The organism is Vibrio sp. Vb2880, assembly GCF_033337975.1.
Lineage (GTDB): Bacteria > Pseudomonadota > Gammaproteobacteria > Enterobacterales > Vibrionaceae > Vibrio > Vibrio alginolyticus.
Genome location: NZ_JAWORT010000015.1, coordinates 40578 through 57939, shown reverse-complemented (window position 1 = coordinate 57939; position 17362 = coordinate 40578). Strand labels below are relative to the sequence as shown.

Below are 17362 nucleotides of genomic sequence, written 5' to 3'. Positions count from 1 at the left end.
TATCAATTGAACATACTAGCTAATTGAAAAGGAATATATTAAGGGTAGGGGGAACATATTGAATTTAGCAGCATTGTTATTACGCATTTACGCAGTAGCTGACGCTCTAACATTTATTTTTGAGCGTTTGGGTTTCTCAAATGTGGCTGATGCTTTTACAGTATTTGTACTAATTGTTGGGTTTGCAGAGGCTTTCGGTCTAATAGATAAAATTGTAGAAACTATCAAAACGAAAACGAGTACAAAGCAAAGAGTAAAATTGGCGATACTTTTAATTTTAATACTAATAACTATCCAATTGTAACAAGTAAATTTGTTTCAATTGGACGCTCTCCACTAATAGGGGTTCCCCCTAGTCGCCACCGAGGCCCACCCGCCGGACTTACCCCTACATCACTAAAGCTCGTTCCTCGCTAAGTGTTGTCATTGAAATTTCAATCAAACCTAATTCACTATGGACGCCAACAAAAAGACGTTGTCATCCTTAGTGCAGTAATAAGGTTTGATGCATTTCAATGTATCGCTCAAGGCTGCTAGACCTCCAGCGCCATAGCAATGCCAACATAAACCCCGTTGTCATTGCTATGGCAGGGGGCTGGTGGCCTAAATGATCTGCCTTCGGCAGCTAAAAGAAATTTCAACGCTTTTCTTAACGGCTTCGCCTAAAAAGCTAACCCTCTATCGAGCCCTATTGTGTCGTCTTTGTCTGGATAAAAGTCAATAATAATAGTTAAGTATATTTTACTTTTGTTTGTGTTTTAATGTGGTATTTTAATCTGGTTTTGGTATAATGGAAACAGTTGGGAATACTACTGGCGGGACAAAAAATGAAAGTAACAGTTCATAACTTCTACATCACTAACGGCAAGATTATTGGTCAAGTTGGTGATAACGATATGGGTTTAACTCAGGGGAGATTCTTTAGCGCGGAATTTCAGAAAAAAACTCCAAACGCTGTCTACTGTGAACTGGGAATAAAATATGAATTCGGCAAAGCCTCAGAAACACCTATCGGAGACCTTGTGAAAGAAAAGTTGTTCGATCTTCAATTCGAGATTACGCAGGGGTCAATAGTTGCTAAGGCACAAGAGTTACTGAGAGAAACGTTTGGTGTGGAAACTACGCCTTCTGTAATTTCAGAAGTCCAGTACAAAACACGTTTAGTACGTAAATTAGAGTGGTCATTCTTTGGTCGCAAGATCACCATGACAGAGTCAATTGATCACTCTGGATATAGCGAATTATCCATTTAAGCACTTAGGGCTAAAGCCCTAAATGCTTAATTTCCCGCTTCTTGGGGGTCACCCCCGACAGCTCGGCCCCAGCCAACCCGTCATCCCCCGATCACAATGCAATATCAAAGAACTTGACATTGATTATTTCGATCTATATTTTGGCGAAGCCCTTTTAATTATTTTAAATTTAAAAGTATTAAAATATTTTAATTCTAAAGAAGGGTCTGCGTTTTGTTTAACAGACTTGTTTTTCTCCCATATTTGTAAATATCAAAAATTACACTGTCCTTTTGGGCTCCTTTCTATGACCTTTAAGTGTCCGATTACTCTCACTGTGACGTAATGCTTTACTCACTTATTAAATGTCCATCGGGTATATTAGCTTGATTAATGCCATCCAATTGCCATTACAGTCCCACCAAATAGCCACTAATCGGTCAGGACAAAAAAGACCCTTTGCCAGGGCATATCTACAACTGTGAGTAATTAAGTGCTGTGGTGGATTTATCTTAAGTTATCAACTTAAGAGCATGTTTTAGCTTTAGACAGCTCAATGTGTGATGTTGCCAAAGCGATAGGTGCGTCCATTTTTAAGATGTTAAGAGACGTATCTTTTGAAATAATGTGAATATTTTGAGTGAAGGCCAGGGGGATGTTGGGGAGAGCAACTGAGGTCTACTTAGAGCAAGGAGCTCAGAACAATTTACTTTAAAATGAGGTTGGAACCTTAATGATAACCTTCCACCTTTGTATTCAGAAATTGAAAATACTATTTATTATTTGACCTATGTGAATAACGAGGTTGGCAAGCAAATGGCTAGTGTGGCACGTGGGGCCATCGACTGTCATCAACTGACTTAGTGTATAGACAGTCAGAGCCAAGTTGTGTTGTTCCGTTAGAACCTCACAAGCGAATGTTAGCTACAAATCAAAGTATTGAGCTCCCATGATGTTCAGATGATTAGGCAAAGAAAACGTCGGTTGCTTGATTCGGCTCTTGACGTATGTGCTAACGTAGAAGCACCAAACTGGCTTAACTGACTACATAAGCTTCCAATTGTCGAGGGCTTAAATTATATATATTTGCAGCCTAAATCGTCGATTTGACGAAGGCGGTGTTCGCGAACATTTTGCATCACTGTAATACGATTAAAGTCTCGGTCAATCATGGGATTTAGCATCGGTTGAGGTACTCAAAGCTCTGCATGTTCATTAAGTATAAGAGGACATATTAAAATTGCTCTTACACTCTTAGTGTATATTATCTATGTTATGTTAAATTCGCGACGATTGGAATTTTGTACACGTAGTTGTTACCACCTACCAAATATCAATAAGTTAGATACCTCCTTTTGAAAGTTGACTATGTGAAATCTCTTTCCCCTGTGAATTTGAAATTTGTGAGTATTAAACATAATGGCCATTTACCATAAAATAGGTTATCAGAAGATCTATTTAACTAAAGTTAAATAGATCTTCTGATAAAAAATAACTTAGTTTTCGATTACTCTTACTAAGATTCGAAGCAATATTTACTCATTTTATTCTTTGGTAGTTTTACTCTATGTCGTTTTTCAATTAACGTTGATACCTTGCTATTCTGGCAATATTCCCATGTATTTTGTCTAATCACTACATCGACTAGGTCTAAATTTAAACCTAAGTATTTTTGTACATTTGAACTGTCAGAAAATTGTACATATACCATTCGATTCTTTTTCGATATATAGAGAGATGATACTTCTATTTGGTAATTTCTCTCCAAGTTCTCCTTTAACTTCTCTCGCCAGTCTTCAATCAACACCTGCCTCCTAAAGTGAAAATATTTGAGGTTGTCACAGACATGCTATATATTGCATTTATCACTAAAAAACAATAGAGATATTTTACTATGTTTAACGACTGTTCAACACTATTTATTGGGTATGATGACGGTAATGCCCAACATAAGATCTCAGCTGAATCTGTTAAAACCTCCTTTCCTACACACATCCAACGTTCGACTGAACGTTTTGCGGTACTAGATGAAACCTTTTCAGTATCAAGTAATGCTCCTGTTCAAACGAAATTTACTTCTGCTGTTACAGGTAACGCTTACACCATTGGTGAGGTAAAACAACCTATTCCCAGGAACGATGACTTCTCCAATAGTGAAGCAGCTCAGGTTTTACTGCAGCATGGCTTAAATCAATTTGGAGATGAGTTACTCAATAAAAAGTACGTTCTTTGTACTGGAATGCCATTAAGACAGTTCTTTAAAACAGATGGGTCCGTCAACGAAAACAATGTTAAGCAAAAGATGCTCTCTATGCAGAGATCTTTTGATCACTTAGGTACTGACCCGGAATCGAAGCTGCGGAAGTCAAATATTGAAGCTCTACTTGTTCAGCCCGAAGCACTAGCAGCCCTTCGTGTATTCCTATTTAAGAGAGATGATTCAGGGATGTTGGTACATAACCCTGAATACATAGGAAAAACGATCGCAATCGCTGATCCTGGTGGTAAAACAACTGATATAGCTGTGTTTGACGATGGAACTATTGATATGGATCGTTCTGTCACCCAGGACATCGGGTTCAATCAGATTGTCAAAAAAGCATCCAACTACCTTTACGATTTAGGTTTCACCACACCCACACATCAGCAGTGCCGTAAGTTAATTGATGAAGGTATTGTTACAGTTCGGGGGGTTGAAAAAGATCATTCAGAATGGGCAGAGAATGCACGGAAGGAGCTAGCTAGTAAGATTTTTGGCGCAATCACTGATACCTTATCTAAAGCTGTAGATATTGATTTAATCATATTCATTGGAGGTACTATTGCCGCATTGCGTGAAGAAATTACACCTTTAATTGAAGAGTATTACGGTAAAGATAACAACTCATTCCTCATACCAGATGAAGCAGACAAGCTAAACGCTTGGGGCCTTGAGTTGTTTGCAGAGCTTTGGTACCAAAACAACAAAAAGAATAAGTAGGCAAAGGTCATGGGGCGCTTTTCATTAAAAGTGGAAATAAGGATACCAAATGATTACTCAACAGAATGCCGAGAGTTAGCGAATTCAAAATCAATAACTCTCAAATCGTTAGTCGAAGAGTTAATTAGAATTGGGTATTTCATCGAAGAGGGTGAGTTCGATAAGCTTATGTATTATTTTGATAACATCCTCCCTCATGAGATCAGAGACTGGGATTGGTGCCGCAACTTAGGGTTACACATTGATAAAGTAAAGAGAAGAGCTAGCATACACATAACGGATTCTTCTGTGTATCACCAAGGTCTCGTTCATACTTATTTGTCTGCACATTCCGAAAACGATCCCAAGCAAGCTCTTAATGATGTCAACCAACATGCTATCAATATGATGAATTCTGCTATTCATTTCCTTCAAAACCAAAGTAATAAAGAAAGGTTTAAGTGTAATGAGTACAAGACACTCGAAAATGTTGAGCAACATTTGGCTAAAATAGCTTCAAGTATTGAAAAGCTTTCAAACCACCCTATTGGCTTTAGAGCTGTTGAGGGGCAAACTGAACAGCCAGATGCTTTTTCTACGAAAGATGATTATCTTGAAAGTAAAGATGGTGTCTCTGATAGCTTAGCTATTGATAATTTCAACATGGAGTCATTGCTGATAGCTTAAGAAAAATGGGGCTAATGGGGCTTAGCACTGTTTAGTTAAGCCCCACTTTTGAAAGGAGTTGGTAGCGATTTTATTCGTCAAAGAGAGCCTCAATTTGTTCATTGTCTAAGTCCCCTTTCCGACTTTTGAACCTATTAAAACCTTGTTTAACTGTTTCTTTAACTCTTGCTTTAACAGCGTTAAAAAAGTCCTTCCAGTCGATCTTGTAATCTGAGTCCAATGTGTATGCAATAATGCTAGGAATTGAAGATCGTGCAACGCTATCCAGAACAGCCATCTCTTGTGGTGTCGGTTCCGCCTCTTCTAAATGCAATTCAAAAACCTTGATCGTTATGTACCACTTCTCACTATCGTAGTGTACTAAGTCACTATCGAATTTCGAAAGGAGAAATTTAATCTCGTTAGAACTTAGTTTATAGGTAGGGAAACCAACGACAATGTTCATGAATTTTGCAGCCATACCATTGTCTATTATTTTTCTTCCTGGAATCTGGCTAGCACTACCCTTTCTGAGCTCGTTTTTGATGTGTGAAAAACTACAACGCTCTGTGAACTTAGCCCTAAGTTCGACTAGGGTGTGTTTTGCTGCTCTATCTGCAATCGTACTTGCTTCAGTTATACTGATTTTTTTGTTCCTATTTTGTTTTAGCAAAATTGCTGTTTTAAGTCTTCTGGCGTATAAGCCAGGGAAACCTTCTAAGTCACTGTAAGGGTAATCGTATGCTGATTCTAAACATTGTTCATACAGTTCCACCCAAGGGCTTTTTAACTCTTCTAGCTCTACAGTCATTGTGAACTCCACTTTCTATTGTTTATAGTCCATTTATAGCATATATCTAATTTTATTAACACAAAGCTGACTTAACATTTGCTATAATATATAATAGAATTCTTAGCAATATGGTTATTACCGCAATATAATAAATACAAAAGTAGTAAACCTTTGATTTAAGGTGATAAGAATGCCAAAAACCAAAAAGTTACTTATCTCTAGGCTGGCAGACATTGTTCAAAAGATTGAACTACTAGAGAATCCCAAACGCAACGCCCGAATTTTAGAGTTGGCACTAGGGCTAAATGGTGAGGGTCCACATACTCAAGCTCAGATTAAAGAATTTCTTGACGTGGAGTACCCAGAAGCAACTGTTAGTACCGAAAGAATCCGTGTCATCAAGAGTGTACTTGTAGATTCGTTTGGCAAGGAACTAGTTAAATCGTGGGATGAGTTTTTCGAAAATCTGTTTGATTACCTGTACTCTCAGGTCCCAATTGAAATTGGGCTACTTGCCCAACGTTTAGCCGATCCCAAATATCAGAGTTTTAACCCCAAGCTTGGACATCAAGAAGCATTTAGTGAAAAACCATTTAATGTTTTGGGGCTGATGAAAATCCTAGAGTTCAGACCAAAAGTCGACACGAGACAACTCAAAATTAAGAGGCTCTATTTTGAGTTCAATGACACACGTATAAAGGGTCGTGAGAGAAATACTAAAGAGTCTACGCTTTTCCTTATTCCAAACAACTTTAACGTTAAGTTAGAAAACCTTCTTAACCACGCAGAACGAGCTGTAAAGTTCAATGGGATGATACAAGAGCAAATCTTACTACCTCTCATGCCTAAAAAGCTGCCTGTACATAAAAGAGAGGAATTAGCTCACTCTTTGCTTATCTGTCATAAGGATTTCATGTGGCTAGATGAGCGATTAGGCTACTTGACCCTAACTAACTCTTTAGATAATAGGATTACAAGATTTGCAGCTAAGATTTTTAAAGTTGTTGATGAGATTTCAATTGCCCTATTTTCATGCCAAATATCAAGAGCAGTACGGGCCCAAGCTCGCGCATTAAGAAGTGACTCAGATTTAGAGTTTCTACAAGAGCGCTCAAATTTATTGAATAATGTCTCTTATGGTTCTGACATACCTTTCAAAGTGCAAGACGCTTTAATGTATTTCGTTAGAGCGGGATTATGCACGATTGATGAGAGCAATACTCTTCGTCCTACTGAGCTGTTACTGGATAACGTTGATGTTTCTCTTCGTCGTTCAGAAGAAATAATGATGGACGTACTAAAGAATGCACCAAACCAAACGTTAAGTAACTCTGAATTCCGCGAGAAAAGCATAAAAGAGATATCTGAGAGGACAGCAAAGCTGTATGACGAACGTTTTGAAGATTTTATTGCTAAGGACATTATTCTTAAGAAAGACCAGCTCGTGCTTTTTAATAGGGATAGCGTTGACTCTTTAAAGAGATGCACTAGAAGCGCTATTGAATCTCAAAGAAGCATTTATAAAGGCGCTCGACAACCTCTTTATCTAAGACTAATTGAACTTGCCAGTTTATATATTGAACGAGCCAAGAAAGCTAACGCTTCAATTGCATCTAATCGTACACAGTTGAGAAAAGCTAAGGCAGATAAGAAGGTGAAGCTTGAGAAAATCGAATCTCTTGAATCAACCTCTTCTGACTTACGTTTGTTAAAAGCAGAGTGCTCTGATTTCTCGTTAAGAGTTGATAAGTTACAAGAGGAACTGCAACGATTAAACAGAAAAGTTTCTCAGTATGAAAAGGCAGGTGAATCTAGGAGATCTTTGTTGAACTCAGAACTTGAAAGGATTCATATTGCTGAAAGACACATGTCATTCTGCGAGCGATTGCTAACTACAAGAGACTCAATTTATGAAAAATCAATTCAAATCGTTGTCGATGAGCTTTGTTCTACTCTGATGTCACTCAAAAGTAGTGAGGTTGATGAAGAAATACTCAAATCCAAGTCAGACGTTGCTATTAACGATGTTCTCGGCTCAATTCTAAACAGAGTTGAAGGCATCGATTCTGAGTTTTCTAATGATCTCGAGAAGCTTAAATTTACTGATATTCTAATCTACCGTGTGATATCAGATTCGATTTCCTTACTCGATAGACTCGACTCTGAGCTACCAGAACCAAATGATAAATTTTCAGATTTGATATTGAATTTGATTTTGGAGTTACCTGAGGATTCCGATGGTAATAGGAGCACTACGTATAGCGAGTTTAAATCAGCTTTAATCGAAAGAGCTATCGCTGACGAAAGAAACCATGCTGTTGGCCACTTCAACCAACATAATAGCTATAGCCCCCTCTTTGTTCGTGTGAGAAAAGCGGAATACTCGTACGTAGGTACTGAAGCTTCTAAGCATGCTGACTTTGAGTATATATAACTAAGAGATCAGGAGTACAAATGCTAAAGATTTTTAACAAATTTATGATGTTACTTGCCCTATTTGCTACCGTAAGTTTGGTGTCATCAGTTGTTGAAGGAAATGCAGTCTTAGTCTTTATGACGTCGGCATTTGTACTTGGTTTGCTATGCATCATTCATAAGTTCAAAGGTGGAGTACTATCTCCTACCCTCTTAAAGGCCGTTGAGGTTGCAGTGGTAATTGTATCTATTGGATGTTTGCTTACAGCTCCTCCCGGCGAGGGATTTTACGTTTTAGCTTGGTTATGGACGACCGTGTTTTTCACGCTGTATAAAAAGGCCGATACTCATGTCTAATTCATTAAGCAAAAAAGTTAACATACGTGGGCCAAATAACTACCAGTTTTTAAAGTGGATTCTGGATGCTAACGATAATTTTTTGGCACTTAACCACTGCAATGACCCGGATGGTTTTCGTACAACATCTAAAGCAATTCAATCTCAGCTTAATAAAATTGATGAAACGGATGTACAGAAGATTCGGTCTACTTTCATGCAATTATTGGTTTTCTTTCCAGAGTCTAGAGTAGATAAGTTCGTCGGTTTGTTTCATGCTGCGAAATCTCGTGATAAAACTTCAACAACCACAATGGCACTGTCTAAGCTTACCAAAAAAAGGTTTGATTCCTTATGTAAGAGAGTAGCTAAGTCTTCAACGAATGATGAGTTTTTAAATCTGCTACTCGATTTAGCGGAGACAGAATATGGGTTGGATGAAAGTAACATGAGGTAGTGGTTTGGTAGGGCCCATATTACTATTCATATTAGAAAATAAAGCAGCTACGATAGCTGCTTTAATTTAAAAATTAATAGTTAAAAAACTGGGATTGTTGACTATGAATGCTATGTAAGAGCTTATCACTATATATGGCCCCAGTGGATACTGCCCTCTCGTTCCTCTTATGTATGTTATGACGATGAACACAAACATAAAGAGTATTGTGAGCATTGTTATCTCTACGCCAGCCCAAGCCCCTATACCAGCCCCCAGCCTTAAATCACCATTTGCCATTCCAATATTTTTGTAAAGCACTTTATGCATAGTATTGAAAAGGTAAAGAAGCCCATACCCTAATAAAGCACCGCTAAGCGATTCTTCGGAAGATAGATAGCCATACTCTGTACAAGCCAGAACCAAACCAGACCATAAAATGAAATTTGTTAGTTTTTCTGGTAGAAATTGACTCGCTAGGTCAACCAAAAACGCCATTGCTGTTAGGCAAAAGAAAATGAGCATTAAAAGAAACTGCTCAAATGAAGTTGCTATTTGGTATAGAGTCACCGTTGAAGCGGCTACGGTAATTTCTAATACAAATACCTCTTTATAAGTTTGGTTGTTTCCCTTCAGGCCACCAGCAATGCAGGAGAAAGGTACCCAGTATCCAACACTTTTGCATAAGCTAGTGAAGTCAAACCGTCCTTCACGGTTACTTGGTTCTAAAGAGTATTCAGGATAATAGGTGATGAGATCATTTCTGATCTCATCTTCTTCAATTTGTGGCAGTAATCCAGCTATGACATAAGTGATCTTTGCAATGAGACTACCAGTAATTACCAGGAACAGATAAGAAATCATTGTTATCTTGTAATCTCCATAGTTTCTTGCTCTTTGGAGTTCATATCAGAACGCGAACCATCACCTCTTCGCAATGTTGCTCTCCATGGCTTATCTAAATCAATCTCCGTTTTTAAAGGAGTACTAATTTCAGTTAGATTCTCAAATGCTTTAGCTACGAAGTAGCTGTATGGCTCACGTTGATTCTTCTTCGCTGTTCGAGGCATTTCTTTTGCAGCTTGTATTTCACGTTCTGCTACCAAACCAGCTGCTGCAGATTTTAAACTTGAAATCTTTAAGGACTTTTGTGTCCCATCTAGTGGGTCTTCATACAGTAGATTTTGTCTACTACTAGGGTCATTCTCAATAATACCTTTCTCTTTAAGATCGTTAACTACCTTCCTTACTCCAGTTTCGTGCAGTCTGGTAGCAACTTTGTTGTAGTATTTAGATAGTTCACCTGTATTACCCACAGGGCTATTCCATATGCCGAAAAGAGCTTGCCTAAGCGTATCCTCAGGTATTTGACGTTTTTCAATAGCGTCCTTTAGACAAATTCGACTAAAGTATATAGGGTCATTAGCGCCCTTAATTGGGCTTGAAGGCGTGGTAAGATATTCATGTACCTTTGCGTGTAGCTTTTTATCAAGAGCAGAAAATTTCGTCACGTAGCCTTGCTCATTGCGTGTAGATTCGATCATCATCCCCACTCTAGCTTCAGTCGCCAACCAATTGCCTATTTCACTAGCTTTAGATGCATATTCTTGTTTAGCTAAGTTGTCTTCAGGTTTTTTTATTGATACCAATACTTCAAGTGCTTTTTGAGTTAGCTCTTTGGTATCTGATTCTGGAGATGTCTTTGATGCGTATAGGAAGGCTGCTTTCTTTTGTATAGCTGACTGTCCTTTGTCGCCTACAAGTTCATTAGCAAGTTTCACATAAGCTTTTACATCAGGATTATCATCGAAGTCGAAGTCATTAATATTGACCTTTGTTGTCTCCGAGAATGTTTTGGTTACAACCTGGATAGGCTCCTCTGATTGGTTAGTCACTTCTACTTTATGTGGTGTCTCAATTCTACTTTTAACGTCATGGACGTCTATGGCATTTTTGGCTGCACTCTCAGCTATGTTTGTAAGTAGTCCAGTAAGATGGGCCACACTCTCCTTATCTGAGGATTTGAGTGACTGAAGTACTTTTAAAAGTTCCTTTTCTATCTCACTTTGGTGTTGTCCATTTCTGGATTCATCCTTTATCTCGTTTGCAGGAGCTGTATTTTCTATGTCAGGGCTTGTTGTGTCTTTTGACGGTATCGCATCTGAGGATGTCTGTTCACTATTAGGGTTATAGGAAGAGGAAGTACCATCAAGGTCTGGTGCAACATCTAGGTTCGCATTAAAGTTTTGGTTCTCAGAAAGCGCAATTTCCTCAAACATTTCGACTTGCGCCTGGATTGAGTTTGCGGCTCGTTGTTCATTCCAAGCTTTCTGCTTAGATTTATCGAATATAGACGTTAATTGTTCTGTTGTTGGCACATTAACATCTGGAGCTTCTACGTCTACTAAAGGTAAATCGATTTCACTTCTAACATTCAAAGTAGAGGCTTCTACAGTGGTTGTTGATTTCCAATATTTCGAACTATCGGCCCAGGCACCTACCGTCGTAAAGCTTGAAATTCCAACAAAAGTATCTTTTGGTGTGAACTGGTCACTAAAGTTAATACTTGTAGCATTTAGTTCATCTAACACTAGCTGACTTAATGATTTTGCCCCAGTATTAGTTTTTATTACTTGTTCATCGCTGTTTGGTGGTCTTGTTGTAGAGTTGACAAGCACATCTGTCGTTCTATCAATCTTCTCCATAGATTGCTCAGCCAAGGAACGCTCGCCTACCCCTGTAGTTTTCTGATGCTTAAGATCCAGTCCATCGGACTTGGGGTCAACTTGACCCAATTCAATACTTACGTCATTGATTGTCGTATCTATACTGTGTCTTTCTGCTTGACTTACAGATGATGGCTGTTCGTTAGATACGGATTGGACTTCCACTTCTTGGTCAGCTAACTCAAACAAATCTATTGTGCCCTGGTTTTCAACATGTTCTGAGCCAGCAACACTAATGGTTTGCTCTTCCTCATCTATGCCGAAATCATCAAGACCCCATTCAACGTCTTCCATACCTGAAAAATCAGGCATATCGCTCTCTAATGGGTCGATTGTTGAGGGTTTAAACGATGGGGCGTCAAGTTCAGATAATTCATCCAACCAGTCATCTGCATTATCGAGTAATTCTGGGCTATCCGTTTCTGCCTCAACCTCAATGCTCTCTTCCAGGTTATGATTGCCGTGAGTGAGTTCATCGGACCAAGCGTCAGGGTTAGTCAGTTCTTGCTCGTGGTTTACAGGCTCGTTGTCTGTTTCTAGGTCAATAGCATCAACTATATTTTCTTTGAGCTGTTCTAACTGGGCTCCCTCTATTTCAGGTTCCAGTTCATTCATGTCAAGGTTAGCTAATGTGTCAATATCAAAGTTGAAATCATCGACAATGGGTTCTATTTCATGTGTGGTTTCAATAAGATCATGGTCCAAGCCTGTATATTGTTCTCTGAAATCAATATCGAAGCCACCATCGGCAGCAAGCTCTGCGAAGTTGGTACTATCTAAGGTTAATTCATTATCGTTATCTAAACCTTCTGTATGGGCGTTTTCGATGTTGTATAGCTCAATTAAGCTAAGAGTCTTTGTCGGCTCTCCAGTTGATGCATTAACCCAGCTACCCTCTTGGTTCAACATTATCGGGGTATCATTTGATATTGGGAGTTCGTACGTCCCCCAATCTGTTGAATCAATTTGTACTAAGCAGGTTTCTAGTTCTCGAGAAAGTTGACCAGGTTCCTCTTGCAGTGGTGCTTTTGGCTGCAATAGCGGTAAATCCACAGGGTCGATTGTTGTTGATATAGGCGTTTCACCATGCTTTGAAATATAGTAAACGGTTGTAGGTATGGTGAATTTAGTGCCATTCAATGCGTCAATTTTATTCTCTGCAAGAGCCAATGAATCGAACTCATAGTTACCGTTTACAGCTCCATTAGGTGCAAATGATTTAACTGTGTAAGGTTTTGACTGCCGCTCAGCGGGTTCGATATAGAAGTTTTGATCTGCACTAGAAAAAGCAGATGTATCGATATCAATAATGTTTGGTTGAGAGCTGATTCTGTCAAGCTCATAAGCAACTTCATTACTGTCAATTTCTAATTCAGTTACTGGTTCAAGTTCGTTTGTCGTCGTACAATTTATTTTGATTGTCTGATTTGAGTTTTCGAGCTTTGCTTGTATCGACCTTGGGTCCACTAATGTAGACATTACTTCCGATACGCTGAGGCCGAATTCTTCCTCAAATGTCCTTGAAGTAGTTCTGTCTGGCTTACCATCTGCATCAATATCTCGTAATACAAAGTTTTGATCAGTAAGCCACTGATAATTATTGTTACTAAAATATATTGATTCGACTACAGCGTTGATGTCTTGTGCAAGGTCTGCTCTGCTGTTGTATCTCGGTTGTTTCAGCCCTTTGCTACCTCCGATAACAAGCTCACCATCTTCAGAAACTCTTATTGGTCTAGCAAATGTTCCCGTTTCATTCTCAACAAGCAAAACGACATCATGGGCCAATTGAATATCCCTAATATCGTTGTATGTATCTGCGGAAGTAAAAGGTACTTTTGATTCCTCGTCAAAGCATCTGTATGTTGAACCAACATATTCGAGAGCTTTGGTGTAAGCACTATCAAGGTTTTTTTCAGCTTGAGAAAACTTCTCATAAGCTATCTGAACTGCGTGTCCCTTTTCAATTTCTAGGTTTATTAAAATTTCTTTAGCGGTGTCTGCTTTCTCAATAGTTTGCCAATCTCCGTCGATGTGACGTTGTAGCGAATATGACACTATTCGTTCTATATTATGTTCATTAGGAGCTACGTTAGCTTCTTGAACAGGTAGCTCAGAGACTCGGTGATCTATTCGCTCTTGTTCTACGGATACTGCTTTTGGAGTTTCGAATTGCATTCCAACGGGAAAGCTAGTGGTTAGTAGGGTCCCATCGATGCCATATGCATCAAAGATATCAGTGAATTTATCTCTTTCTGCATCCAGAAATTTCCTGGGAGCGACATACTCTTTTGATGGTGTAGTATTGTTGCTTATTACCAGCTCTAACTGGTCTCCCATAACTTCTATAGCTTTATCATATTCAAAAATATCGAATAAATTATTGTAGTCTGTAGCCTTAATTGCAGTGGCTTCTGGAAGTACATCTAACTTTTCCCAATCAACGCTAAAGCTTTTTACCCCAAATTCGTCGTAAGCTTGAAGAGCGACCTTCGCGCCTGTATTCAAATTAAGAGCTCTAATCGAGTGTTCACTCGTAGGGGCTTTTAAAAAACAGTCATTATCTGAGGCGTTTAATAGGGGGTTGTTAGGGTAGTCCTGGCTGTACCGCTTTATTGCGTGAGAGATATTATTAGCAAACATCGCACAAACAACAGCAACATCTAAACCACGTTCCTTAGCGGCGATAAACAAAGACCCTCCATTAGCAAAGCCTTCACTCGTTATGATCGTTGTCTTAGGTGTAATATTGCCGAGTTGAACAAAATTGTTTTTCATGTCGTCATTCATGACTTCAAACATTTTGTTAGTGGGATTTTCTTTGTTCCAGGGAGAGCCATTATGGGCTAAGAACTGTAACCCTCTAGTCTCCTCCACATTAGGGCCCATTTGAATGCTAACCGCTGGTTGGTCGTATAAAGATGTTAGTCTCATCAGACCATGGAGTTCTGGATAGTTTAGTAAGGCCTCCAAATGTTTTTTTTGGATATAAGTGCCTTTTACGGAATCTTTAGTGAGTTCTGGTTTTTCGAAATTGGCATCAATTAAGGTTTTAACCTCGATCTCACGTTTAGCGTTAGCTTCAGCTATCTCTTGCATCTTCTGTTGATGCTTAAGCTCTGCTTCTTTTGCGGAGGCAGCTATTTTATCCGCTAGTTCTTTTTGACGAGTTTCGTGAGCAAGACGAGCTTGCTCAGCTGTTAGGTTTGCCTCGTTACCCAAAGGGGCACAAGGTAGACGTTCGCACCAGCCTTTGAAGTCAGGTTTAAAACTGATAAATGTAGAGTCTCGACCTATAAGCGAAATACCGACGGCAAGTGAGACCGTTGGCGTTATGTCACTCGGATTTTTGTCGTTGTAAAAAACCCTAATCCCAGCTGCAACCGACCATTCTGACTTTTTACCGCCTTTGTGGTGGAATTCCTTAGCGATACCTCCGACTTTTGCACCATTTTCACCAATAGTTGGAGAGTCAGCGTATGAGTTTAGGTCAATGTCAAAATCAACGCGCTTACCACTAGAGCTTGTGTACTTTTGACTATCTGCGTAACTTTGTATCTCACTTAAGTGCTCTTGAAACATATTTTTACCAAGAAGCTGCAGTGATTTAGTGTCTGCTTGATACGTTTCGCTCAACATTAGCTCATAAAGTTCAGCTTTGTGTTGATACATTTGAGCAGGATTAGCTAGTTCATTTTCATGAACCCCGTTATTTAGAGACTTTATGTTTTCTCTAACTAGCTTCTCTAATCTAAAAAGTGAAGAATGATCTATGTACCCAAGTTTAACTGCTTGGCTAGAGAACTCACTTAAAAGTGAATCTTGAGCTTTGTGAGTTTTATCTAAGATTGATGCTGAGTTGTGTTCTGGACTAAACCTACGTTGCCATGCTTCATATGCTTTGTTTTTAGCGGCCACATACTCAGGATTTTTATATACATCGTCTCCGGTAGCCCTGAGCTCACTTGCAATTTTTCCGAGCTTTTTACGCTCTTCAAAGAATTCAGAAATACCATTTTTTGAATAGACTTCAAATCCAGATGTTAGATGGATGGCCAATGCAGCGGCTTTAGCCCAATGAACTTCTGCAAATTCCCTCGAATAAGTTTCATTGAGACTTTTTGACTTTCCATTCACGTAATCGGAAAGCTTTAAACTAGCACCCATTGAGTTCTTGGAGCGTCCGAATGGATGTCCATAATCTCTCAAAATAGTTTTGTTACGGTCTTTTTTAGTGGCATAGACCGTGCCTCGGAGACTTGCTTCTAGTCTTTCTACAATGTTACTAGGTGTATTGTGATTCATAGTTCCCCCTACTCGCTAGTTTCATGTTCAATTTGGATAGGTCTAACGAGTTGCCCAAGTGCATGAGGTTCGCTTTGTCTATAAATAGATTGTTTATACGTGAATTTTTTTAGTGCGCCTGACTCTGTGGCCGAATAAACCCATCCGAACACCATAAAGCCATTTTGTGCTGCAATCAGTGCAGTATTGGCAATGAATTCGCTAGAGATTTCTCCAATTATTAGGAACTGCATACCTGAAGAAGCGTACTGTGAGAGTAAACTATTGATATCACCTGAGAGGTTTGTGTGAACAAGATCTGTTAAGTAGATAGGAAATGAATCTTCATACGCTAGAAATGTATCTCCATTTTCTTCATTCAAATGCTCTCGTACGCTATTGATCATTCCACCAAGTGGATCTTGTTTAATACTCCCGAAGCTTAACTGAACAATTCCCTCTTGAATTTCAGGAGTGCTTGTCTGATTTGTCTCTATCTCAAACTCAGATGTGTACATCATGTCCAAAATTAGGGTATAGCCGCCAGGGATAGGGATTGAGTTTATTTTAATGCCGCATTCAAAGCTTTCATCAGTATGTTCTGATGTAAGCATTTCTATAACCGTGAAACCTGAATACGGGGTTTCATTTAAAGCTTTGGTAGGTATGCCGGATTCTTGCAAAAATAGCTTTAACCCCTGATACATACCTAGAGAAGTCCAATCAAAAGATTCAGTAACCATTTGATTTAGACAGACGACTCTATTGATAGAGCTATCTATAATATTGAAGTGGATCTTGTGTATCAGGTGCTTTTCCGCAAAAGAAAGAAATTCAATACACCCTTCGGCCTGATGTGGTAATTGGTCTTCATATAGCTTTTCATTAACTTTCGAGAATACACTGGAGTCTATCCTAGAAAGGTTACGAACAATCTCACTTTCAGGTGCTATGGCTATATAGTAGTTATTTGCCATGACTTGTTCTTGTATGGCGATCCCTGTACCGGGAGCCGATGATTCGGTGGCTGTTGTAGGTAATAAGCCAGCGCAATCAAGCCAAAAAACGATTTCGTTAGAGTGGTTTTTGCTACTAATATCGAGCTGTAGTTGATAGTAATCATTTTCGCTAGGCAAAAATATTATGGGTTTATTGTTTAGGTTCAGAACAATTGATTTACCATCAGTGCAATAGTCATAGAGGTCCTTATACTTGTAGGCTTCTTTGTTTATTTCTAGTTGATACAAGCCATTGAAGTAAGGTACTCCTGATTTCAAGATAGATAACTTTTCTTTACTCATATTTAGGTGAGGAAACTGAATGCATAGTTCTTCAAGCGTCATATTGTTAAGCAAACCTAAGTCAACGCTATCTTCAATGTATTGATCTAGTAAACCAATGTGCTTTGCGATTCCGAAGTGCGAAAGCTTGCTGGTCTCTTGATGGAATCCTAGAAGAAATTTAAAGTTTGTTGGTACGTTTTCACTTTCCATTAACTCAATAAAATTGCTCATC

11 protein-coding genes are annotated in these 17362 nt (G+C 38.9%); 7 read left to right on the top strand and 4 right to left on the bottom strand.

Features of this window, described 5'->3' with window-relative positions:
• Positions 1 to 58 precede the first annotated feature (58 nt).
• The 4 genes from R7M92_RS16445 to R7M92_RS16430 all read left to right on the top strand — a co-directional run bounded on the left by R7M92_RS16445 (position 59) and on the right by R7M92_RS16430 (position 4878).
• Complete coding sequence (locus R7M92_RS16445) at positions 59 to 304, top strand: hypothetical protein (protein ID WP_025636793.1); 246 nt, start codon at positions 59 to 61, stop codon at positions 302 to 304.
• Between the two features lie 523 nt (positions 305 to 827).
• Complete coding sequence (locus tag R7M92_RS16440; protein ID WP_025767165.1) at positions 828 to 1253, top strand: hypothetical protein; 426 nt, start codon at positions 828 to 830, stop codon at positions 1251 to 1253.
• 1873 nt (positions 1254 to 3126) lie between these two features.
• Positions 3127 to 4212, top strand: a complete 1086-nt coding sequence (locus R7M92_RS16435) for a ParM/StbA family protein (RefSeq protein WP_025634167.1) — start codon at positions 3127 to 3129, stop codon at positions 4210 to 4212.
• A gap of 9 nt (positions 4213 to 4221) precedes the next feature.
• Complete coding sequence (locus tag R7M92_RS16430; protein ID WP_025634166.1) at positions 4222 to 4878, top strand: hypothetical protein; 657 nt, start codon at positions 4222 to 4224, stop codon at positions 4876 to 4878.
• 70 nt (positions 4879 to 4948) lie between these two features.
• Here R7M92_RS16430 and R7M92_RS16425 read toward each other — a convergent pair whose 3' ends face one another.
• Positions 4949 to 5668 (bottom strand): hypothetical protein, encoded by a 720-nt coding sequence (locus tag R7M92_RS16425; RefSeq protein ID WP_025634165.1) that lies wholly within the window; start codon positions 5666 to 5668, stop codon positions 4949 to 4951.
• 172 nt (positions 5669 to 5840) lie between these two features.
• Here R7M92_RS16425 and R7M92_RS16420 point away from each other — a divergent pair, with 172 nt between their 5' ends.
• Genes R7M92_RS16420 through R7M92_RS16410 form a run of 3 tightly spaced genes read left to right on the top strand, consistent with a single transcriptional unit; the run spans position 5841 to position 8858 of the window.
• Positions 5841 to 8084, top strand: coding sequence for a hypothetical protein (locus R7M92_RS16420; protein WP_025634164.1), 2244 nt, complete (start codon positions 5841 to 5843; stop codon positions 8082 to 8084).
• 20 nt (positions 8085 to 8104) lie between these two features.
• The gene (locus R7M92_RS16415) at positions 8105 to 8422 is read left to right on the top strand and encodes a hypothetical protein (protein WP_025634163.1); all 318 of its coding nucleotides are present in this window, start codon (positions 8105 to 8107) and stop codon (positions 8420 to 8422) included.
• Positions 8415 to 8858 (top strand): hypothetical protein, encoded by a 444-nt coding sequence (locus R7M92_RS16410; protein WP_025634162.1) that lies wholly within the window; start codon positions 8415 to 8417, stop codon positions 8856 to 8858. Before R7M92_RS16415 ends, R7M92_RS16410 begins: the two co-directional genes overlap by 8 nt.
• Before the next feature lie 66 nt (positions 8859 to 8924).
• Here the strand turns inward: R7M92_RS16410 and R7M92_RS16405 are convergent, their stop codons facing one another.
• From R7M92_RS16405 to R7M92_RS16395, 3 genes are read right to left on the bottom strand one after another with little or no spacing between them, the layout of a single operon-like run.
• Positions 8925 to 9701: a prepilin peptidase gene (locus R7M92_RS16405; RefSeq protein ID WP_025634161.1), complete on the bottom strand. Its 777-nt coding sequence runs from the start codon at positions 9699 to 9701 to the stop codon at positions 8925 to 8927.
• Positions 9702 to 9703: 2 nt separating this feature from the next.
• Positions 9704 to 15868: a hypothetical protein gene (locus R7M92_RS16400; RefSeq protein WP_077202327.1), complete on the bottom strand. Its 6165-nt coding sequence runs from the start codon at positions 15866 to 15868 to the stop codon at positions 9704 to 9706.
• Positions 15869 to 15876: 8 nt separating this feature from the next.
• Positions 15877 to 17361, bottom strand: coding sequence for a hypothetical protein (locus R7M92_RS16395; protein ID WP_025634158.1), 1485 nt, complete (start codon positions 17359 to 17361; stop codon positions 15877 to 15879).
• Position 17362: the final 1 nt, after the last annotated feature.